Origin of the sequence: Castellaniella sp., assembly GCF_034674885.1 — a bacterium.
Lineage (GTDB): Bacteria > Pseudomonadota > Gammaproteobacteria > Burkholderiales > Burkholderiaceae_B > Castellaniella.
In genome coordinates, this window is the sequence record NZ_JAUCDS010000006.1 from 43,060 (window position 1) to 64,866 (window position 21,807).

Below are 21,807 nucleotides of genomic sequence, written 5' to 3' on the forward strand. Positions count from 1 at the left end.
ATGAATACCACCACCACACCGATTTCGCTGCCCTTGTCTCTGCGGCTGCCACCCGGCCTGCCCAGGACGGCGCGGTACGCCTTGCACCTGCTGCAGCGCCTGCAACACGGGACGCTGCACCTGAAACTGCCCGATGGCAGTACCCTTGAACTGGGTCAGGGGGGCCACCCGCAATCCAGCCTGCACCTGCATGACTGGCGGGTATTTGGTGCCGTCCTGCGCTCGGGCGACATCGGGCTGGCCGAGGCTTATATCGATCAGCACTGGAGCACACCGCAGCTGGCCGACCTTTTGCGCCTGCTGATGGCCAACCGCGACACGCTCGAATCAATGGTCTACGGCGCCTGGTGGGGGCAACTGGCCCACCGTCTGCGCCACCTGCTCAACCGCAATACACGCGCCGGCAGCAGGCGCAACATCCACGCCCACTACGACTTGGGCAACGCATTCTACGCGCTGTGGCTGGACCCGAGCATGAATTACTCATCCGCCTGGTTCCAGGGCGATCTGGGGGGCGATCTGACTGCCGCCCAGCACGCCAAGATGCGCCGCGCCTTGCACAGCGCCGGCGTCCAGCCGGGCGACCGGGTGCTGGAAATTGGCTGCGGCTGGGGCGCACTGGCAGAGATGGCGGCGGGAGAATTCCAGGCCCATGTCACCGGCGTGACGCTCTCTACCGAGCAACTGGCGTTTGGCCGCCAGCGCCTGCATGAGGCGGGGCTGTCCACCCAGGCCGAGCTGCGCCTGCAAGACTACCGTGACATCCAGGACGCCCCGTTCGATGCCATTTGCTCGATCGAAATGATCGAAGCCGTGGGGCAATCTTACTGGCCCAGCTATTTCGACACCGTGGCGCGTTTGCTCAAACCCGGCGGTCGCGCCTGCGTGCAGAGCATCGTCATCGACGACGCCTTGTTCGAGCGCTATATACAGGGGACGGATTTCATTCAGCAATACATCTTTCCCGGCGGCTGCCTGCCCAGCCCCAAGCACTTCCGTGCAGCGGCGCAGCAAAAGGGGCTGCGCGTGGTGGAAGAGCTGGCCTTCGGCGCCGACTACGCCGAGACCCTGCGCCGCTGGCACATCCGGTTCAAGCAGCAGCAGGTCCAGGTGCTGGCACAGGGGTTTGATGCGAAATTCCTGCGCACTTGGGAGTTCTATCTCGCGTACTGCGAAGCCGCTTTCGACAGCCGCAATATCGACGTGGTGCAGTTCACGCTCGTGAAAGACTGAAAATATCATCCCTTTCGATCGGTGCCTATGCCTTTCTACCGTTACTCACCGTTGATGCGCCTGGTGCGGGTTCAGCTGCTGGCCGCCGCGATGGTCTTGGGGGTGGCTGATCTCAGCGCCGCAGCCGATCAGCCCGCGGCCCCGCCCGCCTTCATCCACCCTGCGCTGCCCGAAGCCACGTTGCAGGGTCAGGGGCAGATGCGCTTTCTCGGGCTGCGGATCTACGACGCCCGCCTGTGGGCAGGCCCTCGGTTCGAGGCAGCCGACTTCGACGCGTATCCGCTGGCGCTGGAACTGACTTACCACCGCGCCTTCACGGGGACCGCCATCGCCCAACGCTCCATCGAAGAGATCGAGCGTCAGGGCAAACTGCCGCCCGCACAGGCCCAGCGCTGGCTGACAGCGCTGATTGCCGTGTTGCCCGACGTACAGCCGGGCGACCGTCTGACGGGTTTATACCAACCCGGCGTGGGCATGCGTCTGTGGCATGGCCGACAGGCGCTGGCGGCCATCGACGATGCCGAACTGGCACGCCGCTTCTTCGCCATCTGGCTGTCGCCCAGCACGTCGGAACCCGACTTGCGCAACGACTTGCTGGCGCTCGAATCAGGAACAGGGTCATGACAGGCGGTCCGTCATGGCGGGCTTCTCAGGCGCTGCCTTGGCGTGCGGGGCTGTCCTATGGACTGCTGGGCCTGCCCCTGGCCTTCGCTGCCTTGCCGCTGTATGTGGTGCTGCCACACTACTACGCCGATGATCTCGGCCTGCCGCTGAGCACCGTAGGGGCGCTGTTGCTGCTGGTACGGCTGATGGATGCGGGGGCCGATCCGCTGCTGGGACGTTTGAGCGACTTGCTCTACCGCCGCAGCATACATGCGGTTCTGTGGACGGCCGGCGCCTCGGCGCTGCTTCTGGGCGGCGGCATGGCGGGGCTGTTCTTGCCGCTCGTGCGGGGCACGACGGCGCTGGCGGCCTGGATGGTGGCGGGGCTTTTGTTCACCTGCCTGGCACACAGTCTGTTGCTGATTGCCCACCAGGCCTGGGGGGTGCAGCTGGGGGGCGACCGGGTACAACGCAGCCGCATCGTGGCCTGGCGCGAGGGTCTGGGCTTGATTGGCGTGGTTGCGGCCAGCGCGCTCTCGGTGGCCTGGGGCGCAGGTCCCATGCTGGGGGTATTCGCGCTGGCATTGCTCGCCGGCTGGCTGACGCTCTGGCAGGCACCGCGCCCGCCGCTCGCAATCGAAACCCATGAGGAACACACGGCGGGCAAGTCCCGGCTCTGGCAGCCGCTGACCCAGGCGTCCTTTCGCCGGCTGCTGGCGGTGTTTTTGTGCAATGGCATCGCCAGCGCCATTCCGGCTGCGCTGATGCTGTTTTTCGCCCAAGACAGGCTTCTGGCCTCGCCGTCGCAGATTGCGCTGTTTCTGACGCTGTATTTCGTCAGCGGTGCGCTGTCCATGCCCGCCTGGCTGCAGTTCGTGCGCCGCTTCGGGCTGGAACGCGCGTGGCTGGCCGGCATGCTGCTGGCAGTGGCCTGCTTTGGCTGGGCGGCAGCTCTGCAAGGCGGCCAGCTGGCCGCCTTTGCCGTCATCTGCGTGCTGTCGGGTGCGGCGCTGGGGGCTGACCTGGTTGCGCCCGGCGCCCTGCTGGCCTTGCTGATCGAACGCCACGGCGCGCAGGGTGCGCATGACGGCGCCTACCTGGGCTGGTGGAATCTGGCCACCAAGCTCAACCTGGCGCTGGCCGCCGGCGTCACCCTGCCGCTCTTGCAATGGCTGGGCTATGTGCCCGGCAGCCAGGATCCGCTGGCCTTGCAGCGTCTGGCCTGGATTTATGCGCTGCTGCCCTGCGCGCTCAAGCTCGCGGCAGCCTGGCTGCTGCATAGCCGGATGATCGCCCCCCAGAACTCTCCCACAGGAGCCATGTCATGAACACTCGCCGTCACGTCCTTTTAGCCCTGCTCGCGGGCACCGCTGTGCTTGCGGGCTGCGCCAGCCCTCAGGTGAGCGACTATGCCCAGCAGCGCCCCAAACTGGAACTCGACCGCTATTTCAACGGCCGCGTTCATGCCCACGGTATTTTTCAAAAGCGCAGCGGCGAAGTGGCGCGCCGCTTCACAGTCGTGATGGACTGCCATTGGGAAGGCAATCAGGGCGTGCTGGATGAGTTCTTCACCTACTCGGACGGGACGACCCAGCGCCGCATCTGGCGTTTGACCAAACATGCAGATGGTCGCTACACCGGTCGCGCCGACGATGTGGTGGGAGAGGCTCATGGTCAGGAATCCGGCAACGCCTTTCGCTGGAACTATACGCTGCGCTTGCCGGTGGACGACAAGGAGTACGAAGTGCAGTTCGACGACTGGATGTTCCTGGTCGATGAGCGCGTGATGCTCAACCGTGCCACCATGAGCAAGTTCGGCATCACGCTGGGCGAGGTGCTGTTGTCCTTCACCAAGGAATAGCGCCATGCCCCCCAACCCCCCCATCCCCGACTGGCGCGGCAAGCGCGTATGGCTGATCGGCGCGTCCAGCGGTATCGGACGCGCCTTGGCCGTATTGCTGCACGCACGTGGCGCACAGGTATGCGTATCGGCACGTCAACAGGATCTGCTTGACGCCTTCGCGCGCGAGCATCCCGGCAGCCAGGCGCTGGCGCTCGACGTGACCGACGCCCAGGCCGTCACCAGCGCGACGCAGCAGATTCTGGCCGGTGGCGCGCTGGATCTGGTGTGCTACTGCGCCGGACACTACCGCCCCATGTCGGTCGAAACGCTGGATCTGGCCGAACTGCTGCAGCATCAGCGCGTGAACGTCACGGGCGCGCTGCAGGTGCTCTGCGCCGTGGTGCCCGCGCTGCTGCAGGCGGCTGACGCGGGGCGCGCACCACATCTGAGCCTGGTAGCCAGCGTGGCCGGTTGGCGCGGTCTGCCGCAAAGCCTGGCCTATGGCCCCACCAAGGCGGCTCTGATCAATCTGGCGGAAAGCCTGTATCTTGATCTGCACCCCAAGGGAGTGGGCGTCAGCCTGATCAACCCCGGTTTTGTCGATACGCCGCTGACCGCGCAAAACCAGTTTTCCATGCCCGCACTCCTCACGCCCGAGCAGGCGGCGCAGGCCATCGTCCGCGGCTGGGAGCAAGGGAAATTCGAACTGCACTTTCCCAAACGTTTCACCGCTGTGCTCAAGCTCATGCGCTGCTTGCCGTATCGCTGGTATTTCCCCTTGGTACACCGTTTCACGGGGCTTTGAACATGCAGACTTCATTCCCGCCTGCTGACCGCGACAGGCAGGCCACGACCGAAGCCGCCACGCAGCGGCTGATCGAGCTTTACGAGCAGCTCTCGCCCACGCATCTGGCGATGCTGGACACCCTGTACGCACCCGAAGCACATTTCAAGGACCCGTTCAACGACGTGCGCGGCGTACGCGCCATCACGCAGATTTTCAGCCACATGTTCGCCACGCTGGATCAACCCCGCTTCACCGTCACCCAGCATCTGGTGCAGGGTGACCAGGCTTTTCTGTCCTGGGAATTCCGCTTTCGCATGCGCCGCTGGCGACCGCGTGTCGAGCAATGCATCCATGGCGCCACCCTGGTGCGCTTCGACACCCAGGGCCGCGTGATGCTGCACCGCGACTACTGGGACGCCGCCGAAGAGCTATATGAAAAAATCCCGCTGATCGGAACCCTGATGCGCTGGCTGCGCCAATCCGCCTCTGCCACCCGCTAGGATTCCGCGAAATGCCAACGCCCCCCCATACCGCCCGCCCCCATCCGCCAGCAATGGGCCCGAATGCCCTGGTCTGGCTGCGCCGCGACCTGCGCTGCGAAGACCATGCCGCGCTGTACCACGCACTGCGCCGCTTCAAGCGGGTGTACTGTGCCTTTGTGTTCGACACAGACATCCTGGACGCGCTGCCCAGCCGCCAAGACCGGCGCGTGGCATTCATCCACGCCGGCGTGCTGGAATTGCATCAGGCATTGCAGCAGCTGGCCGCGCGCAGCGGCGCCCCCGGCGGCGGACTGATCGTGCGTCATGGCCCGGCGCCGGACTGCATCGTGCAATTGGCCCAAGCACTGGGGGTGCAAGAAGTGCTGGTCAACCGCGACTACGAACCGCAGGCCATTGAACGCGACCAGCGCGTGGCCGACGCCTTGCTCGCGCTGGGCATCCGCTTCAGCGATTACAAAGACCAGGTCCTGCTGGACCGCAACGAGGTCCTGACCCAGCAAGGCGGCCCCTACAGCGTGTTCACGCCCTACAAGCGCGCCTGGCTGCAAAAACTGAATGCGTTTCAGCTCACCCCCTACCCCGTCGACCGCCACGCTCACCACCTGGCGCCGCCACCCCAGGGGGAATACCTGCCAACATTGTCGGATCTGGGCTTCGCCTCGACCAATCCGCAGGAATCGGTCCTGCCCACCGGCATGAGCGGCGCACAGCAACTGCTGCGCGACTTCGTGCCGCGCATGGCAGCCTACCGCGAGGCGCGCGACTACCCCGGATACAAGGGCGTATCCTACCTGTCGGTGCACCTGCGCTTTGGCACTGTATCCATTCGCCAGCTGGCCGCACTGGCAGCCCAGCAGGCAGCCCAAGGCTGCGCGGGGGCTCAAACCTGGCTGTCCGAGCTGGCTTGGCGCGACTTCTATTTCATGATCCTGTGGCACCATCCGCGCGTGGTCACACAGTCGTTCAAACCCGAGTACGACCAGGTGCAGTGGGACGACGCGCCCGATCTGTGGCAAGCCTGGTGCGAGGCGCGCACCGGCTATCCCCTGGTCGATGCCGGCATGCGCCAGCTGCTGCAAACCGGCTATATGCACAACCGCCTGCGCATGGTGACGGCAAGCTTTCTGACCAAGGATCTGGGCATCGACTGGCGACGGGGCGAGCGTTTCTTTGCGCAGCACCTGAATGATTACGATCTGGCCGCCAACAACGGCGGCTGGCAATGGGCGGCTTCCACAGGGTGCGACGCACAGCCTTACTTTCGCATCTTCAACCCCATCACGCAGTCGCAGCGCTTCGATCCCGACGGCAAGTTCATTCGCCGCTATCTGCCGGAACTGGCACATGTCCCCGATGCGCACATCCATTTTCCCGCCGCCATGAAGCCTGACGCCCTGGCAGCCTGCGGCCTGCGCCTGGGGGTGGACTACCCGCTGCCGATCGTCGAGCACGCGCGCGCAAGAGAACGCACCCTGAGGCGCTTTTCGTTGCAGCCAGCCTGAGCGCCGGCCCGGCGAGGTGCGGCCGCTTGGCCGCTAGGCCGCGAAGCGCCTGCAAGGCCCCCGCAGATCGCGGGAATCTGTGACAGACCTGCCTACGGCAAGGGTCTCAGCAGCCGGTCCCGCACCAAAGTACTCTTGCCGAACAGGCTCTCTACCATCTGCACCGCCGCTCTGGCGGTGCCGTTGCGCACATCCAGCGCCGGATTCAGCTCGACGATGTCCAGCGAAGCGACCCGGCCGGTATCGGCCAGCATTTCCATGCACAGCTGGGCCTCGCGCCAGGTCGGCCCGCCCTGCACGGTGGTCCCCACACCGGGGGCATAACCGGGATCCAGGAAATCGACGTCGAAACTGACGTGAATGTGCGCATCATCGGGCAGATCGGCCAAGGCGGCCTGCATCACCGCCCGCATACCCAGTTCGTCGATCAGGCGCATGTCGTATACGTCCAGGCCCTGCTCATGCACGAACAGGCGTTCCTGGGAATCGACGCTGCGGATGCCGATCATGCGCAGATCACCGATCTGCACAGCGGGCCCCGATCCCCCCAGGTTCACCAGTTCATCCGGACCAAATCCGCACAGACAGGCGACCGGCATGCCGTGCATGTTGCCGCTGGGCGTCAAGCTGGCGGTATTGAAATCCGTATGCGCATCCAGCCAGAATACCCGCAAAGGGCGCCCGATCCGGCGGCAATGGCGGGCGACGGCGGCCACCGAACCGACGCCCAGGCTGTGATCCCCGCCCAGCATGAGCGGAATTCGACCGGCCTGCAGCTGCGCCGTCACCGCCTCGAAAAGGAACTGGTTCCACTGCAGGACCTCGGGCAGATGGCGATAGCCATCCCGCGGCGACTGCCAGGGGTTGCCAGGGCCGCTCAGATTGCCGGCATCGACGACGCTCAGACCCTGCCGGATCAGCGCCTGTTCCAGGCCGGCCACGCGCAGCGCCTCCGGCCCCATCGAGGCGCCACGGGCGCCTGCGCCGATATCCGTCGGTGCGCCGATCAGGGCGGCTATCTTTCCTGTCATCATCGGTCTCCCTGGTAGATTCAGGCCTCATGCGGGCAGGCCGGCACCGCCTTTTCCATGCCTGCAGTCGTCATCGTACCGGCAGACAGGTGCCGCATGGCGCCAAACAGATCCTTGGGATTGCCGGCTTGCGGCACCAGCTCGAACTCGCGACCAATCTGCAATGCCCGCGCTTGATCCCAAAGGAAACGCAAAGCGGAAAAATCTTCCAGCGCAAAACCGACGGAATCAAATATCGTGATCTCGGCATCGGACCGGCGGCCAGGGCGCCGTCCCGTCAGCACTTCCCAGAGCGGGATCACCGCATACGTGCTGGGCATCTGCTGGATCTCTCCCTCGATCCGGGACTGGGGCTCAAATTCCACGAATGTCGTGGCGCCCGACAGAATATCGGCATGCAATTCGGTCTTGCCCGGACAATCCCCGCCCACGGCATTGACGTGCACACCGGGCTGCACCATATCGGGCGTCAGGACCAATGCATTGGTCTTGTCCGCCGTGACGGTCGTGATGATATCCACTCCAGCCACCGCATCCTGCGTGCTACGGGCCAACTGGACATCCAGGCCTTGGACGCCTGCCAAATTCTGCTTCAGCTTATGGCTGGCCTCGTGATCAATGTCATAGATCCGCAACGTATCGATGCCCAGCAGATGATGAAAAGCCAGCGCCTGGAATTCGCTTTGAGCGCCATTGCCGATCAGTGCCATGGCATGGGCCTCTTTGCGTGCCAGAACGCGGGCGGCCACGACCGACGTGGCCGCCGTGCGCAGCGCGGTCGTCAGAGTCAGTTCGCTCAACAACAAGGGCCGACCGGTACTGACTTCCGCCAGTGCGCCAAACGCCATGACGGTAGGCAAGCCATGAGAAGGGTTGGAGGGGTGGCCGTTGACGAATTTGAAGGAATAGCGGTCCGCATCCGACGCCGGCATCAGTTCGATCACACCGACCGGGGAATGACTGGCCAGGCGGGCGATTTTTTCGAAAGACTCCCAGCGCACGAAATCATCCTGGATGTATCGGGACAACAGGTCCAGAGTCCTGCGGATATTCATACGAGCAACCAGCACGGCTACATCGCTTGTCGTCAGCATCAATGCCATGATGCGCCTCCTTATTGTGTTTTGATCCGGCATCTTGAAATCCATGCGCATCCGTCGTTCGATCCACCGCACATACCGCTTGCTCAGGGACGGGGCCGAAGGATTTCCGATTGGACTGAATTTATTATTCTTCAGAGGAGAGACAATTCATATAGTCAATTTTATAAAAATAACGATAGTTTTTTGAACAGAATGTATGATGCTGATATCAATATGTCAGATGTCGCTTTGGAATGGACTCCCTCGACCATCAGATCCTGTCCTATCTACGCACCGATGCCCGCCTCTCGGTGGCCACCTTGGCGAAAAAATTGGGGGTATCGCGCGGTACCGTCTGCAACCGCATCGCCCGCATGGAACGCGATCACATCATCCTGGGCTATACCGTGCGCGTCCAGGCGGACGCTCAGCCTCAGGACATCAACGCCTGGATGAGCATCGCCATCGAAGGTCATGAAACATCGCGCATCGTGCGCGACTTGACCGGAGAGCCCGCCGTATGGGCGCTGCATGACACCAATGGGCGCTGGGATCTGCTGGCCGAACTGCGGGTCACCAGTATCGCCCAGCTATCCGACGCGCTGGAACGCATCCGTCTGATCAAGGGCATCTCGGCCACCGAAACCAGCCTGCACCTGAAGACCCGGCAACTGCGCTGACCGGGCCGCGCTGCAGGCCAGCCGATCAGTCGCCGTTCGGCTCGTGGGCGGTGGTGGCATCCACCGGAATTTCCGTGATCTTGGGCTCGTCCCAGGTTCCCTCGATGCGGTAGCGCACCGTCATGGCCTTGGCTAGCGGCGTTTTCAACAACCATTGCGTCACGAACGCCCCCAGGCCGATCAGCGGGTTGACGGCGATGCCGGCCGCCAGGGCGGCGCCGCTGACATCCAGATTGGGCACCATGACCGCCTGCAGGTCCAGAGACTTGTCGACGATGCTCGTGCGGCCCTCCAGGAGAATGGTGCCGACCGAGCCGATGAGCTTGTAATCATGCGCCTGGACGACACCTTGGCGCAGACTCATGGACCCGCGCAGTTGATCAAAGGGAAAGCCGTCCTTGGGCAGACCCGTCAGGCCTTGTTCCAGGTGATTCAGGCGCGCGATGGACTGCAATGACAGGATTTCCAGCAATTTTCCGGTGTGCGAAGCAAGCTTCAGGATACGGCCCTTGTCGAGTTCGAACTGCAGACTGCCCCGCAGATCGGTCTTTTCATGACGCCACGGCAGATCGCGCCAGGTCAGATCACCCTTCAAGGAACCCTGGCCGCCCGACAGCATGCCGGGCCAGCCGGCGCGTGTCAGCCAGGCGCCCAGATCCTGGGCCTTGACCGCCGCCTGCAGGCTCAGCCCCCGGTCCGGGCCGCGCAGACGCCAGGCACCCGATCCCTGCAGCCGGGCGTCCTCGTCGCCGATGCGCAGATGAGTCAGTTGCCAGATCTGACGCTTGCTGTCGCGCACCCCCTCCAGGGACAAGGCCCCGACGGCGCGGCCATACAGGCGCAGCTCGTCGGCCTTCAGGATCAGACCGGGAATCTCCAGTTCATCGTCGAAACTGACGTCCGCATCGGGCGGCGGATCGGGCAACAGGGACCGGGTATCCCGTGCGTCATCACCCAGGCTCAGCCGGGCGAAGCGCCCCGCTACGGGGCCTTGCACCCGACCGCTACGCTCGCGCCATTTCAGGGTGCCGGCGGTCTGCTCCGAACGCACGTTGAGCGACCACTGTTCATCCTGCGTGCGTGTCACACGCAACACCGCCTGGTCCAGGCGGGTGAACTGCAGGCGCAGCTGATCCGCCTGGACGCTAAGCAAAGACAGGTCCGGCCACAAGGGCCGGGCCCCCGAACGGGATCCAGACGCAGCACCGCGTCTGGGAATGGAAAATTCATCCACAACCCGGTTCCAGAAATCCAGGTCGATCAGGGGGTAGTGCAGCGCGAGCCGCAACCCCGGCCCCGCCGCATCCGCCGCCTGCCCCACGCCGATCAGCACCTGCTGGAAATAGGGCCCCTGCCGCGTCGTTCGGACATGACGAAACGTCGTCGCGACCAGATCGCCCAAGCGCGCTTCCAGGATGTCGGCCTGCGCGTCGGCATCGGTCCAGCGCACTTTCAGAGACCGCGCCTGGTCAGCGGGCTTGGCCAAGGGCGCTGGAAAATCCAGCCCCAGGCCGCGCGTATCGGAATTCAATTGGAAAACGTAGGCATTGCCCTGCTGCGCCAATTGCGCCTGATAATCCAGCGCACCCGACAGACGGCTCATTCCCGGCACGCCGACAAAGGCGGCCAAGGCCTTGGCCGTCATGCGGCCCTGAAAAGACAAGCCGGCGGCCTTAGCCCCCCCCAAGGCCCCGCGTACCTGGACAGCGCCGCCCAGCAAGCGCGCCGTCAGAGGATGGGCCGCCTGCACGCCCTGTTCGCTGAAATGCAGGCTGCCGTCGATGGCCTCGAAGGGCGGCGCCTGCGGCATGAACTGCAGGCTGCCCTGCTGCAGGTCGATACGCCCTTGGACCAAGGTATCGTCCGTGCGCAACAGCGGAATGGTCAGAGACAAGGGCACCTGCCAGTCGCCGGAGGCCGATGCCTCGTCGAAGACCCCGTCGAGCAGGTGCGCCAGCGGCGTCTGCCGGATCAGGTGCATGTAAGCCTCGCCATCGGCGGCGCTGTGACCCGACACCTGCAAGGTAGCGTCATGCTCGAGATCGGGAATCCTGGCCCGCACCCCGCTCAGGCGGATGACTTGTCCTGGGATCGGCTCCATCCGCGCGGCAGAGGCCGTCAGGCGCAGATCCATGCGATGCAGGTCCGCCGTGCCGTTCACGCCCTGCATCAGGGGCCAGACCTGTGCCTTGGGCGCATCCGGCACGAACTCGATCCGGGCATCCCGGAAATCCCCCCGAACCTGGAAATCCCCCGCCTGCGGTTGCTCGCCAAAAGGAAATTCGGCCAGATCCCCGTGCAGCAACCAATGACCATTGACGAGCGTACCCGATTGCAGGCCTTTAGCCAGCCATTCTCGCGCATCGGCATCGACCTCGCGCGGCAGATAGCGGTGGATGGCATCCAGGCTGGCACGGGCGATGGTGCCCTGGAAATCGGCTGTGCCGGCCAGCCCCCCGCCATCCCACCTGCCGGCCCCCTGCAGGGCGATGTCGGGATTGCGCCAATCCAGGCGCTGCAGTTCCAGCCCCCAGCGGCCCGCATGTCGCACGCTGCCCCGCGCCGTCACGGCGCCAAAGGCCAGGGGCGCATCAAACCATTCTGCTTGCGTCAGCTGCACGCCCTGGGTGCGCAGATCAAAGGCCAGGCCATCCGGGGCGTCGTCGCCCTGAGCCAGCGCCCGCCATTGATCCAGCCCCCCCTGCAGCCACAGTTCCGCCTGCGGCACCTGCACGTTGCCGGTCTCCGGGGATTCCCAGCGCACGGACTGCAGGCCCAGCAGCACGGTCAATTGCGGCGTCTGTGACCCGCTATTGGCCCAGAATTGGGCATCCAGCCGGCCCCGTTCCAGGGCTTGCGGCAGATCGACCCAAGGGCGCCAATCGCGCGCCCCGGCCCCGGCAAGCTGCAACCAGCCCTGCCAATCGGCCTGTTTGCCCTGCGCCAGCGCCGCCGCATCGGCCACTATCTTGAGATTCAGACGGGCGTCGCCCGCCATCGGCGCCTGTGCCGACAGGGACAGCCCCCATGCCCCCGATCCCTGATGACGCAAGACGACATGCGCATTGCGCAACACCAGTTCGGGCGCCCCGCGCAACTGATCATCCCAGCGCACGGTGGCGTCCTGAAAGGCGATCAGGGGCTGAGCCAGCACCCATTGCAGCCACGCGGGAACCGCCGCCCCGTCGCCTGCCTGATCCGCGGTCAGTATCTGCCCCAACAGGCTGAGCCGCCCATCCGGCAAGCGGTCAAGGCCCAGATCCATGCCCCGCACCTGCAGGCGCAGCGCCCCCTGGCTGCCGGGCAGGATGGCAGCCCAGTTCAGCTCGGCCCGGACGCTGGGCGCCGCCAGCAGGTCGCGCCCCTGCGCATCGATGATCCGCACCTGGCTGAAATCGACCTGCGGGTTCCAGCCCCGCCAGGACACCTGGATCGGCCCCAGGGATACCTGCGCCCCCAGCGCCTGAGACAACTGCGCCGCAACCTGCGGACGCCAATCGTCCAGATGCGGCAGAATCAGGTAGCGTCCGGCCAGCAGCAACCCTGCCAGCCCGAAATACAGGCAGAGCAGTGCCGCGCACATGGGTCGCGACCAGACACAGGAAAGCTTTGAAATGAATTGGCGCATGCCGGTTTTTGCAGTATGTTAAAGCCCCCTGCCACCCGGCTGCACCGGGCCCAGTTTCACCGATTCACTGATGGATCCGATGTCCCGAGCCATTATAGAGCCCGCCCTGCACTGGTCCGGCGTCCTGCGGCGCCACCTGGCCGCCCACCCTGACGGACAGGCCCGGCTGCTGAATGATAGCGCCGAACCTCTGGCACGCAGAACGATTCAGACCTGGTACGACCAGGAATTGAACCTGCCTGCCGGGCAGACGCCCGAGCGCCCCGCTCTGCAGCAAGCCTTGCGCCGACTGCGTCGGCGCGTTTTCCACACCCTGATGGTGCGCGATATCGCCGGGCTGGCGCCGCTGCACGAAGTCGTAGCCGCCATGTCGACCCTGGCAGACCTGGCGATCGGCCAGGCCTATGCCTGCGCCATGCACACGCTGATGGACATCCACGGTGTGCCGCGCCACCCCGCCACCGGCGAACCCCAGGACATGCTGATCCTGGGCATGGGCAAGCTGGGCGGCAAGGAATTGAACGTCTCGTCCGACATCGACCTGATCATGCTGTACGACGAGGAAGGCGAAACCGATGGCCGCCGACGCATCAGCCACCACGAATTCTACGGCAAGGTCTGCCGCCTGATGATGCCCATTCTGTCGGAACTGGATGCCGACGGCTATGTCTTTCGCACTGACCTGCGGCTGCGCCCCGACGGCGACAGCGGCCCGCTGGCCTGGAGCCTGCCCGCCCTGGAAAACTACCTGGTGTCCCAGGGCAGGGAATGGGAACGCTATGCCTGGCTGAAGGCCCGCCTGATCCCCTGTCCGCTGTTTGACGAAAGCGCCTTCACCACCCAGGCGCAGACGCTGGAATCCCTGCGCCGGCCATTTGTTTATCGCAAATATTTCGATTTCGACACGCTATCGTCCCTGCGCGGTCTGCGGGAACGTATCCGCACCGACTGGCAGCGGCGCGCCCAGGCGCGCCACGGCGTCGACACACGGCACAATATCAAGCTGGGCGAAGGCGGCATCCGGGAAATCGAATTCGTGATCCAGCTAAACCAGCTGATCCGGGCCGGTCGCCAGCCTTCGCTGCAACAGCGCAATCTGCTGGCCGCCTTGCACAAGCAGCAACGCGCCGGCATCCTGGACAGCGACCAGGCCCGTGGCCTGGAAGCCGCCTACGTCTATCTGAGACGCGTCGAGCACCTGCTGCAATACCGCGAAGACGAACAGACCCACCTGTTGCCCCATGACACCAGCGGGCTGGCTGCGCTGGCCCAGGCGCTGGGGCACCCGGACACGACCGCGTTCCAGACGACCCTGGAAGAGCATCGGGCGTATGTATCCCGCTGCTTCCAGGACGCTTTCCGCATCGCCGGCATGGGGGGCGATGCGACAGCCGAGGACACGCCCGCCGCCCCCGACGCCGGCTCCGCTGCGCTGTCGGACACACAGGCGCAAGACATGCAAGTTCGCATCGACGCCCTGCTGGACAGCCATCGCATCCAGAGCCTGCCGCGCACCAGCCGGCAACGGCTGCAGGCGCTGCTGCCCGGCCTGATGCAGGCCGCTACCCGGACGGACGATCCCCCCGCCACCCTGCAGCGCCTGCTGAATCTGGTCGAACACATCGCCCAGCGCAGCGCCTACCTGGCGCTGCTGGCCGAATACCCGGAAACCCTGGCTCGCGTGGCCCGCATCGTCAGCGCCAGCCCCTGGGCGTCCCAGTACTTAAGCCGCTATCCCCTGCTGCTCGACAGCCTGATCGAATGGCGCAGCCTGATGCAGGCCCCTGATTTTCCGGCCATCGCCGAACAATTGCGCAGCGACCTGGACGCCTGTGTGCTGCCCGACGGCCAGCCTGACGTCGAGCAGCAGATGAACCTGATGCGCGACGTGCAGCATCAGGTGACCTTCCAGCTGCTGGCCCAGGATCTCGAAAGCGTCATCAGCGTCGAGGGCCTGGCCGACCACCTGTCCGCGCTGGCCGACCTGATGCTGGCCGAGGCCATCTACCGGGTCTGGCCCCAGGTGCTGCCGCGAGAGCGCCGTGCCGACCCCGGTACGCCCCGCTTCGCCATCATTGCCTACGGCAAGCTGGGCGGCAAGGAAATCGGCTACGCATCCGACCTGGACCTGGTCTTTCTGTACGATGACCCGGATCAGGAAGCGGGCGAACGCTATGCCAAACTGGGGCGCCGGGTGGCATCATGGCTGTCCACCTTGACCTCGTCGGGCCGCCTGTACGAAATCGACCTGCGCCTGCGCCCGGACGGCGACGCCGGCCTGCTGGCGCTGCCCATCGATGCGTTCGAACATTACCAGCTGAACCAGGCCTGGCCCTGGGAACACCAGGCGTTGACGCGCGCCCGCTTCGTGGCGGGAGACGCGGCCATCGGCGCCCGTTTCGAGGACATCCGCCAGCGCATCCTGCTGCTGCCCCGCGATCCCGACGCGCTGCGGGGCGACGTGCTGTCGATGCGCGAGAAAATTTCCCAAGGGCATCCTAATCGCAGCGGGGATTTCGATCTGAAGCACGACCGGGGCGGGATGGTAGACATCGAGTTCATCACGCAGTTCCTGGTGCTCAGTCAATCGGGGGCGCATCCGGAGCTGCTGGGGAATCTGGGGAACATCGCCTTGCTGGGGCTGGCGGCGCAGGCGGGGCTGATTCCGGGGCTGCTGGCGGCGGAAGTGGCCGATGCCTATCGGGTGTTCCGGCGGCGGCAGCATGCGCTGCGGCTGCAGGGGGCGGAGAAGGCGCGGGTGCCGGCTGGTGAACTCGTGCGGGAACGCGAGGCGGTGCGGGAACTGTGGAGGGTGGTGCTGGCGACCGCCTGACGCAATACGCTGGCCGCGAGCGCAACGGCGCCCCCCCTCGTCATGGAGATGCACTCGTCACTCGGCCAGCCCCAGACGCGCCGTCTTGCATCACTTGGGCAATGCAATCCAGCAGGACCTCGAATTGCTGAATGATCTGGTGTTCTGGAACGCATGCATAGCCCAGCAACAAGCCCTGCCGCGCGGCACCCGCTTGGTGGTAGTAGCGCGACAAGGACCGCGTCAGGATCCCGCGGGAGCGGGCAAGCTCGACGAGCCGCGTATCCGGCAAGGTCTCCGGGAGGCTGACCACGAGATGCAAACCGGCATTGTCCGCCTCAGGCGTCAACCATCCGGGCCCCAGGCGCCGTTCGATGAGCGATACCAGCATCCGACGGCGCCCGGCGTATGCCTTGCGCATGCGCAGGATGTGGGACGTGTAATGACCCTCGGATATGAACGCAGCCACCGCTGCCTGGGTCAACAGACGACCTTCCCGATAGAGCGTCGTGTGCGCGGCCTTCAAGGCCGATGCCAGAACCTTGGGCAGGACCACGTAGCTCAGTCGCAGCCCCGGATACATGGTCTTGCTGAAGGTTCCCATGTAAATGACCGGCGCATTGGGCTCCAGCCCCTGTAGCGCGGGAACAGGCAAGCCGCCGAAGCGGAACTCACTGTCATAGTCGTCTTCGATGATCCAGCTACCCTGATGCCGAGCCAAACGAATCAATCGCCGGCGACGATCCAGCGACATAACCATGCCCAACGGGTATTGATGCGACGGAGTGACAAAAATGAATTTGGGCGTGGGCTCGCTTGCCGCAGGCGGGATGCACATGCCGTGCGCATCAACCGGGATTGGCACCGTCGAGATGCCATTTGCGGCCAGAATCGTCCTGGCGCCCCAGTAACCAGGATCCTCGACCCAGGCGACATCCTGGGGGCTGCCCAGCATCCGCGTCACCAGATCGATGGCTTGATGAACGCCCTCCGTGATGATGATCTGATCGGGATCGCACTGCACGGAGCGCGCGATCCCAAGATATGCAGCCAGCTCCTCTCGCAACCACTTCAGTCCGCCGCCCTGGGAATAGGACAGCATTTCCGGCATCGGGGCCCTCCACGCCTGACGCAGCAACCGGGAAAATGTCGCGTGCGGAAATTGCTCTACGTCCGGCACGCCCGGCATGAACGCTCCCCACTCGGAAGGCGACGCGGGCGCTTCCTCAACAATCCGATTGCCTCGCTCGGACAGCTGGGCGCTGAGCCAGCCCGGCCGATAATCAGTCTGTTCGAGCACGCTGGCCGGATAGACGTCTTGCTGCTGCTCGCTGACAAATGTGCCGTTTCCAACTCGGCTCTCGGTAAAGCCCTCGCACAGGAGCTGATGGTACACGGAGACGACCGTGTTACGCGCAATCCCCAATTCCTCGGCCAGCTCCCTGGACGACGGCAAGCGCTGGCCAGGCGCAATGCGCGCCGAGCGAATGGACGCAGTCAAATGGCGGTACAAGCGTTTGTACATCGCCTCCGACGAGGGTTCCGCCAATTGCTGCAAGAGAAGATCACTGATAAAGGACCTCAAAACTCCCTCTCCTGAAAAGCCGGCACGACGGCGCACGGCACAATCCTCGTCCGGACAGCCGAACCACGGCGCCGGCGGATGGATCGCGATGGCGCGGTGCCGCCGAAGCCACCGTCAATGCCCCGGAGAAAGAGCGAACGTCTTGCGCTCAGTCTCATTGAGCTGAGACACCAAACCAATTTCCCACGACAAGTAGCGCTGGGCAGCGTCCTTGCATTCCTGCAGTTGATGCTCGAAGAACAGGTAATCAATCCGCTGCTCGTAGGGCGGATCCTCTGGCGTGGATTCAGTTGGCAGGGCCTGTTCGATCCAAGCCTCAAAGCCTCCGGACAAGATTCTCACATCAGCCACCCCTTTGCGCTCCAGGTCACAAGCGGCAAGGGCGGCAACCTCTGGCTCGTCCGCGATCAGGACCACACATCGATCCGTCTGCGGCATCTCCAGCAGCAAGGGCCGTATCGACCAACGGCTACCCGCCGCATGCAAAGCCCTATAGGCCGTGCTTGACCTCAGGTCGTACGCGACAGCATCGCCACACGTCAATCCGCGCGCGAGCTCGCGCGCCTGCAGCACAGGGAAGGCGGGCAACACAGCCTTGGCAGTCGCGGCACAATCGAGATCCGCATCGATCCCTTCTCGCAGGACGCTGACGTCCCAGCCCATCTGCTTCATCCACGAGGCAGTTGTCGGAGCCCGAACACCATCGGAGTCCAGCAGTACAACCCGCGCATGCCGTACCCCGATGAATTCATCCGCTGCCTGTACCAGTTGACCGCCTGGGGCATGCCGCGCGCCCTGCAACGAGCCCGCCCTGAACTCAGCCTCGGTCCGGACATCGAACAGGAACAGCGTACGATCCGGTTCCGCCAACCATCGGTCGACCTCTTTGGCATCGACCGTCGGCACCGAGTATTTAGCCGCCAAGGCCTGGGCAGCGGCCCGCGAAGCGGCAATATCGAAATCGCCAGGCAACTCTGGATAGCCCTGGTTGCCGTTGTAGTTCAGCGGAAGGTCTTCCAGGAACCACCCCTGCGTGCCATTCTCCAAGGCATAGACCGGGTTCGGGACGCCAATATTGATCAAGGTTTGCGCCCCGATGAGGCTGCGCGTGCGCCCTGCGCAGTTCACGACGATCTTGGTTGCGGGGTCCGGGACGATCTTCCGAATGCGATAAGCAAGTTCTCCGTTGGGGCAGCAGGATGCCCCCGGAATATTCATTTGCTGATATTCGTCGAACGGCCGACCATCGAGAATCACCAGATTGTCACCCGCCAACTGCAGCTCAAAGAGTTGCCTGGCGGAGATCTGCGGCGTATGGTGGCGCTGCTCGACGATCTCGCCAAACGTCTTGGACGGCACGTTGACTCCTCCAAAGAGCTTGTAACCAGCGGCCACCCAGCCCGACACCCCATCCGTCAATATCCAGACGTCCGTATAACCGAGTTCCCGCAGGCTCACGGCCGCCGCGACATCCACCTTGGACTGAACATCCGCGCACAGCACCACTCGCGTACTCATTCGAGGGATTAGGCGAAAGACATCGATTTCCAATCGACTATAAGGCAGATTGCACGCGAAAAACAGATGCCCATTGCTGAATTGCCCCAACTCACGCACATCCACTAGCGCGATTTCCCGCCCATCCGCCAGCCAGGCGCTCAAGGTCTCGGCATTTACATTTGAAATCATGTTCTGTTTTCCAGCTCGTGCCGCTCATCCACCTGGATGAGCGGCATGGTTTGATAGGTATGCCGTTCAAGATCGAACATCAGGCGATGGGTCAGCTCTTTGACATCCTGCCCATAAAGGTGCAAATGACGGACGACATCAGTCCCTATATTGCCAACAGCATGAATGTCATCAGGCAGGATGCCGATGCCATTTCCAGGCCCGACTTCCACGACACCGCTCAGTTCCAGGCGTGCTTTTCCCGCCTCATCCCCGGAATCCATGCGGCGATACAAATAATTGGTCTCAATTCCTTCGACCGACGCGATGCATGCCCAGGTCGTGTGGTTATGCACGGGGGTTTGCTCTCCCGGACGCATGATGTTCAGATACAAGGAGCAACCGGTCATGCTGTCCTGATGCAACAGGTAAAACGCCGTGAGTTCAGGTAGTTCAGGCGCTGGAAACTCGGCAGTCATCCACAACTCCTTGCGCCGGGCCAAGTCCTCAAGCAGCGGCTTGACCATATCGAGAGAAGCGCGGCTCACGCCCCCGGTTTCCAGAATCTTGCGGACCTCGCCCACGCTTTGAGCAATGAGCTCCGCTCTCTGAGCGGCCAAGTTCATATTCATCTCCTTTCACAAGGTCAGTTGGACGGATTCAAATCAGATCGCACGAGACACCCGCCATCGGCGCCAAGATGTCGGCGAGAAACTTACGGGCGCGCGGGTGATCCGGGTGGCAAAAAAAGTCATCGGGAGCCGCCACGTCCAGGATCATGCCCTTATCCATGAAGACGACCCGATCACACACCTCGCGCGCAAAACCCATCTCATGGGTCACACAAACCATGGTCATGCCATCCTGGGCCAGGTCCTTGATGACTTGCAGCACTTCGCCAACCATTTCGGGATCCAGCGCACTCGTCGGTTCATCGAACAGCATCACGGGCGGACTCATCGCCAGCGCCCTCGCGATGGCGACACGTTGCTGCTGTCCACCCGACAGTTGCGCGGGAAATGAATGTGCCTTATCCGCCAAGCCGACCCGCTCTAGCAGGCCCATGCATCGTTCCCGCGCATCGTTCTTGGCGACATGCTTCAAACGAGTCAGGGCCAGCGTGCAATTCTGCAGCGCAGTCAGATGCGGAAATAGATTGAACTGCTGGAACACGAAGCCAATCCTGCTCCGAAACAGATTGACGTCCAGTCCCTTCTCGTGAATATCCTGGCCATCGACGACGATACTGCCGCTCTGGATCTCCTCAAGCCGGTTCAAGGTCCGGATGAGCGTTGACTTCCCGGACCCGGACGGGCCGCAAATGACGATGACCTCGCCCTTGGCAATATCAAACGTGACATCGCTCAAGGCATGGAAATCGCCATACCATTTATCGACGTTCTTGAGATGAATCATGCATCGCCTACCATTCGGTTCGTTGACATGCGGCGTTCAAGCCAATATGAAAAGCGGGTCATGCCAAAGCACATGACGAAATAGGACAGACCCAGCACGGCATAGACTTCGGCCGGCATGGTGATCGTCTGCGCGTTGACCTGCTCGGCCACGAAGGTACTTTCGGACAGCCCCACCACATAGCCCAGCGAGGTCAACTTGATGATCGATACGAATTCCCCCACGAGCGACGGCAGCATGTTCTTCAGGGCCTGGGGCAACACCACCAGCGCCATCGCCTGCCAGTACGGGAATCCAAGCGCCCGGGCGGTTTCCATCTGGCCCCTGGGCAAGCCCTTGATGCCGCACTGCATGATCACGGAAATATATGCAGCCTCGAAAACCGCCAGCGAGATCAGAACCGTGGAGAACTGATCCGGCGTGCCGCCAAGCCAGAGCGGCAACAGGAAGTAAATCCAGAAGATGATCATCAGGAGCGGCGTTGCGCGCAGGAGATAGACCAGCGTCGAAACCGGCACGCGGACCCATCGGCATGGACTGACCTGGCAGACCCCCATCAACACGCCCAGGGGAAACGCCAAGGCCAGCGCACAGGCCGATATCAGGATCGTCATGGCGATCCCGCCCAGTGGCCCGTTCGGATACTGGCCCATGAGAAAAAACAGGCCATAGTCGCGAAGGAGATCCAGCATGATCAGGCACCTCGCAAGGGATATCGGCGTTCATAGGCATGCGAACACAAGGTGATCAGCATGGACAGCGCGATATACCCCGCCGTCGCGAACGCATAGGGTTCGAACCCCCGGAACGTCAGGCTTTCCACCTGCGAAGCCTGGAACATCATTTCCGCCACACCAATCACCATGGCGATACTCGTGTTCTTCCAGAGGTTCAGGGTCTGGCTGATCAGCGGCGGCACCACCAGTCGCAGGGACTGCGGCAGAATGACCAGATGCATCGTTCGCAGGAACGAAAAGCCCAGCGATCGTCCGGCTTCCATTTGCTGGCTGGGAATGCTGCGGATGCCACTGCGGATGTCCTCGGCCATGTAGGCACTGGTATAAAGCACCAAGGCGATCAGAGCGCTCATCATCTCGATGTTCTGGGAATAGAGCCATTTCCGGACGACCGCGGGCAGGACCTCCGGGGCCCCGAAATACCAGAACAACATGTGCGCCAGCAGCGGGATATTGCGAATCGACTCGACATACGCGGCCCCGGCAACCCGCAGGGGCATCCAGTCTGAAAGCCGCATGACCGCAATCACGACCGCCACCAGAAGCGACAGGACGAGTGCTGCGAGCAGAAGCCGGATGGACAACAGAAAGCCGCTGATCAGCCAATCGTGATATTTCCCGCCGAGCAGCATGGCAAAGTCAAACGAATGTTGCATAATTTTCAACCCGTGGATACGACCATCTCCGAAAGGATGAG

General features: G+C 63.5%; 18 protein-coding genes. 9 read left to right on the forward strand and 9 right to left on the reverse strand.

Annotated features, from left to right (window positions below; genetic code table 11):
- From VDP74_RS05600 to VDP74_RS05630, 7 genes are read left to right on the forward strand one after another with little or no spacing between them, the layout of a single operon-like run.
- Positions 1-1,233 carry a cyclopropane-fatty-acyl-phospholipid synthase family protein gene (locus tag VDP74_RS05600; RefSeq protein ID WP_322998643.1) on the forward strand — a complete coding sequence of 411 codons (1,233 nt, stop codon included), beginning with the start codon at positions 1-3 and terminating at the stop codon, positions 1,231-1,233.
- Between the two features lie 27 nt (positions 1,234-1,260).
- On the forward strand, positions 1,261-1,857 hold the full coding sequence (locus VDP74_RS05605; protein ID WP_322998644.1) for a chalcone isomerase family protein: 597 nt from the start codon (positions 1,261-1,263) through the stop codon (positions 1,855-1,857).
- Positions 1,854-3,164: an MFS transporter gene (locus VDP74_RS05610; RefSeq protein ID WP_322998645.1), complete on the forward strand. Its 1,311-nt coding sequence runs from the start codon at positions 1,854-1,856 to the stop codon at positions 3,162-3,164. Before VDP74_RS05605 ends, VDP74_RS05610 begins: the two co-directional genes overlap by 4 nt.
- Positions 3,161-3,697 carry a DUF3833 domain-containing protein gene (locus tag VDP74_RS05615; protein WP_322998646.1) on the forward strand — a complete coding sequence of 179 codons (537 nt, stop codon included), beginning with the start codon at positions 3,161-3,163 and terminating at the stop codon, positions 3,695-3,697. Before VDP74_RS05610 ends, VDP74_RS05615 begins: the two co-directional genes overlap by 4 nt.
- Before the next feature lie 4 nt (positions 3,698-3,701).
- Positions 3,702-4,484 (forward strand): SDR family NAD(P)-dependent oxidoreductase, encoded by a 783-nt coding sequence (locus tag VDP74_RS05620; protein ID WP_322998647.1) that lies wholly within the window; start codon positions 3,702-3,704, stop codon positions 4,482-4,484.
- 2 nt (positions 4,485-4,486) lie between these two features.
- Positions 4,487-4,966 (forward strand): nuclear transport factor 2 family protein, encoded by a 480-nt coding sequence (locus VDP74_RS05625; RefSeq protein WP_322998648.1) that lies wholly within the window; start codon positions 4,487-4,489, stop codon positions 4,964-4,966.
- A gap of 53 nt (positions 4,967-5,019) precedes the next feature.
- Complete coding sequence (locus tag VDP74_RS05630) at positions 5,020-6,471, forward strand: deoxyribodipyrimidine photo-lyase (RefSeq protein WP_322998709.1); 1,452 nt, start codon at positions 5,020-5,022, stop codon at positions 6,469-6,471.
- 92 nt (positions 6,472-6,563) lie between these two features.
- Here the strand turns inward: VDP74_RS05630 and rocF are convergent, their stop codons facing one another.
- Both rocF and VDP74_RS05640 read right to left on the reverse strand, forming a co-directional pair.
- Positions 6,564-7,502 carry an arginase gene (gene rocF, locus VDP74_RS05635; RefSeq protein WP_322998649.1) on the reverse strand — a complete coding sequence of 313 codons (939 nt, stop codon included), beginning with the start codon at positions 7,500-7,502 and terminating at the stop codon, positions 6,564-6,566.
- Positions 7,503-7,522: 20 nt separating this feature from the next.
- Complete coding sequence (locus VDP74_RS05640; protein ID WP_322998650.1) at positions 7,523-8,605, reverse strand: ornithine cyclodeaminase; 1,083 nt, start codon at positions 8,603-8,605, stop codon at positions 7,523-7,525.
- Positions 8,606-8,838: 233 nt separating this feature from the next.
- Between VDP74_RS05640 and VDP74_RS05645 the strand changes: the two genes are divergently transcribed.
- Positions 8,839-9,264, forward strand: coding sequence for an Lrp/AsnC family transcriptional regulator (locus tag VDP74_RS05645; protein ID WP_322998651.1), 426 nt, complete (start codon positions 8,839-8,841; stop codon positions 9,262-9,264).
- 25 nt (positions 9,265-9,289) lie between these two features.
- On the opposite strand, the gene VDP74_RS05650 is transcribed toward VDP74_RS05645, so the two are convergent.
- On the reverse strand, positions 9,290-12,847 hold the full coding sequence (locus VDP74_RS05650; RefSeq protein ID WP_322998652.1) for a YhdP family protein: 3,558 nt from the start codon (positions 12,845-12,847) through the stop codon (positions 9,290-9,292).
- A gap of 124 nt (positions 12,848-12,971) precedes the next feature.
- On the opposite strand from VDP74_RS05650, the gene glnE reads away from it, so the two are divergent.
- Positions 12,972-15,725, forward strand: coding sequence for a bifunctional [glutamate--ammonia ligase]-adenylyl-L-tyrosine phosphorylase/[glutamate--ammonia-ligase] adenylyltransferase (glnE, locus tag VDP74_RS05655; protein ID WP_322998653.1), 2,754 nt, complete (start codon positions 12,972-12,974; stop codon positions 15,723-15,725).
- 40 nt (positions 15,726-15,765) lie between these two features.
- On the opposite strand, the gene VDP74_RS05660 is transcribed toward glnE, so the two are convergent.
- The 6 genes from VDP74_RS05660 to VDP74_RS05685 form a co-directional block, all read right to left on the reverse strand.
- Positions 15,766-17,289, reverse strand: coding sequence for a PLP-dependent aminotransferase family protein (locus tag VDP74_RS05660; RefSeq protein WP_416232942.1), 1,524 nt, complete (start codon positions 17,287-17,289; stop codon positions 15,766-15,768).
- 114 nt (positions 17,290-17,403) lie between these two features.
- Positions 17,404-18,978 (reverse strand): rhodanese-like domain-containing protein, encoded by a 1,575-nt coding sequence (locus tag VDP74_RS05665; RefSeq protein ID WP_322998654.1) that lies wholly within the window; start codon positions 18,976-18,978, stop codon positions 17,404-17,406.
- Positions 18,975-19,583 (reverse strand): hypothetical protein, encoded by a 609-nt coding sequence (locus VDP74_RS05670; RefSeq protein ID WP_322998655.1) that lies wholly within the window; start codon positions 19,581-19,583, stop codon positions 18,975-18,977. Before VDP74_RS05670 ends, VDP74_RS05665 begins: the two co-directional genes overlap by 4 nt.
- A gap of 34 nt (positions 19,584-19,617) precedes the next feature.
- The gene (locus VDP74_RS05675) at positions 19,618-20,373 is read right to left on the reverse strand and encodes an amino acid ABC transporter ATP-binding protein (RefSeq protein ID WP_322998656.1); all 756 of its coding nucleotides are present in this window, start codon (positions 20,371-20,373) and stop codon (positions 19,618-19,620) included.
- Positions 20,370-21,065 carry an amino acid ABC transporter permease gene (locus VDP74_RS05680; protein WP_322998657.1) on the reverse strand — a complete coding sequence of 232 codons (696 nt, stop codon included), beginning with the start codon at positions 21,063-21,065 and terminating at the stop codon, positions 20,370-20,372. The genes VDP74_RS05675 and VDP74_RS05680 overlap by 4 nt, the downstream gene beginning before the upstream one ends.
- A gap of 2 nt (positions 21,066-21,067) precedes the next feature.
- Complete coding sequence (locus VDP74_RS05685) at positions 21,068-21,766, reverse strand: amino acid ABC transporter permease (protein WP_322998711.1); 699 nt, start codon at positions 21,764-21,766, stop codon at positions 21,068-21,070.
- Between the last annotated feature and the right edge of the window lie 41 nt (positions 21,767-21,807).

Bases quoted from the DNA above. Each gene is read 5' to 3' on its own strand.
- VDP74_RS05600 (WP_322998643.1), top strand. From the start codon at position 1: ATGAATACCACCACCACACCGATTTCGCTGCCCTTGTCTCTGCGGCTG.
- VDP74_RS05605 (WP_322998644.1), top strand. From the start codon at position 1,261: ATGCCTTTCTACCGTTACTCACCGTTGATGCGCCTGGTGCGGGTTCAG.
- VDP74_RS05610 (WP_322998645.1), top strand. From the start codon at position 1,854: ATGACAGGCGGTCCGTCATGGCGGGCTTCTCAGGCGCTGCCTTGGCGT.
- VDP74_RS05615 (WP_322998646.1), top strand. From the start codon at position 3,161: ATGAACACTCGCCGTCACGTCCTTTTAGCCCTGCTCGCGGGCACCGCT.
- VDP74_RS05620 (WP_322998647.1), top strand. From the start codon at position 3,702: ATGCCCCCCAACCCCCCCATCCCCGACTGGCGCGGCAAGCGCGTATGG.
- VDP74_RS05625 (WP_322998648.1), top strand. From the start codon at position 4,487: ATGCAGACTTCATTCCCGCCTGCTGACCGCGACAGGCAGGCCACGACC.
- VDP74_RS05630 (WP_322998709.1), top strand. From the start codon at position 5,020: ATGGGCCCGAATGCCCTGGTCTGGCTGCGCCGCGACCTGCGCTGCGAA.
- rocF (WP_322998649.1), bottom strand. From the start codon at position 7,502: ATGACAGGAAAGATAGCCGCCCTGATCGGCGCACCGACGGATATCGGC.
- VDP74_RS05640 (WP_322998650.1), bottom strand. From the start codon at position 8,605: ATGGCATTGATGCTGACGACAAGCGATGTAGCCGTGCTGGTTGCTCGT.
- VDP74_RS05645 (WP_322998651.1), top strand. From the start codon at position 8,839: ATGGACTCCCTCGACCATCAGATCCTGTCCTATCTACGCACCGATGCC.
- VDP74_RS05650 (WP_322998652.1), bottom strand. From the start codon at position 12,847: ATGTGCGCGGCACTGCTCTGCCTGTATTTCGGGCTGGCAGGGTTGCTG.
- glnE (WP_322998653.1), top strand. From the start codon at position 12,972: ATGTCCCGAGCCATTATAGAGCCCGCCCTGCACTGGTCCGGCGTCCTG.
- VDP74_RS05665 (WP_322998654.1), bottom strand. From the start codon at position 18,978: ATGATTTCAAATGTAAATGCCGAGACCTTGAGCGCCTGGCTGGCGGAT.
- VDP74_RS05670 (WP_322998655.1), bottom strand. From the start codon at position 19,583: ATGAACTTGGCCGCTCAGAGAGCGGAGCTCATTGCTCAAAGCGTGGGC.
- VDP74_RS05675 (WP_322998656.1), bottom strand. From the start codon at position 20,373: ATGATTCATCTCAAGAACGTCGATAAATGGTATGGCGATTTCCATGCC.
- VDP74_RS05680 (WP_322998657.1), bottom strand. From the start codon at position 21,065: ATGCTGGATCTCCTTCGCGACTATGGCCTGTTTTTTCTCATGGGCCAG.
- VDP74_RS05685 (WP_322998711.1), bottom strand. From the start codon at position 21,766: ATGCAACATTCGTTTGACTTTGCCATGCTGCTCGGCGGGAAATATCAC.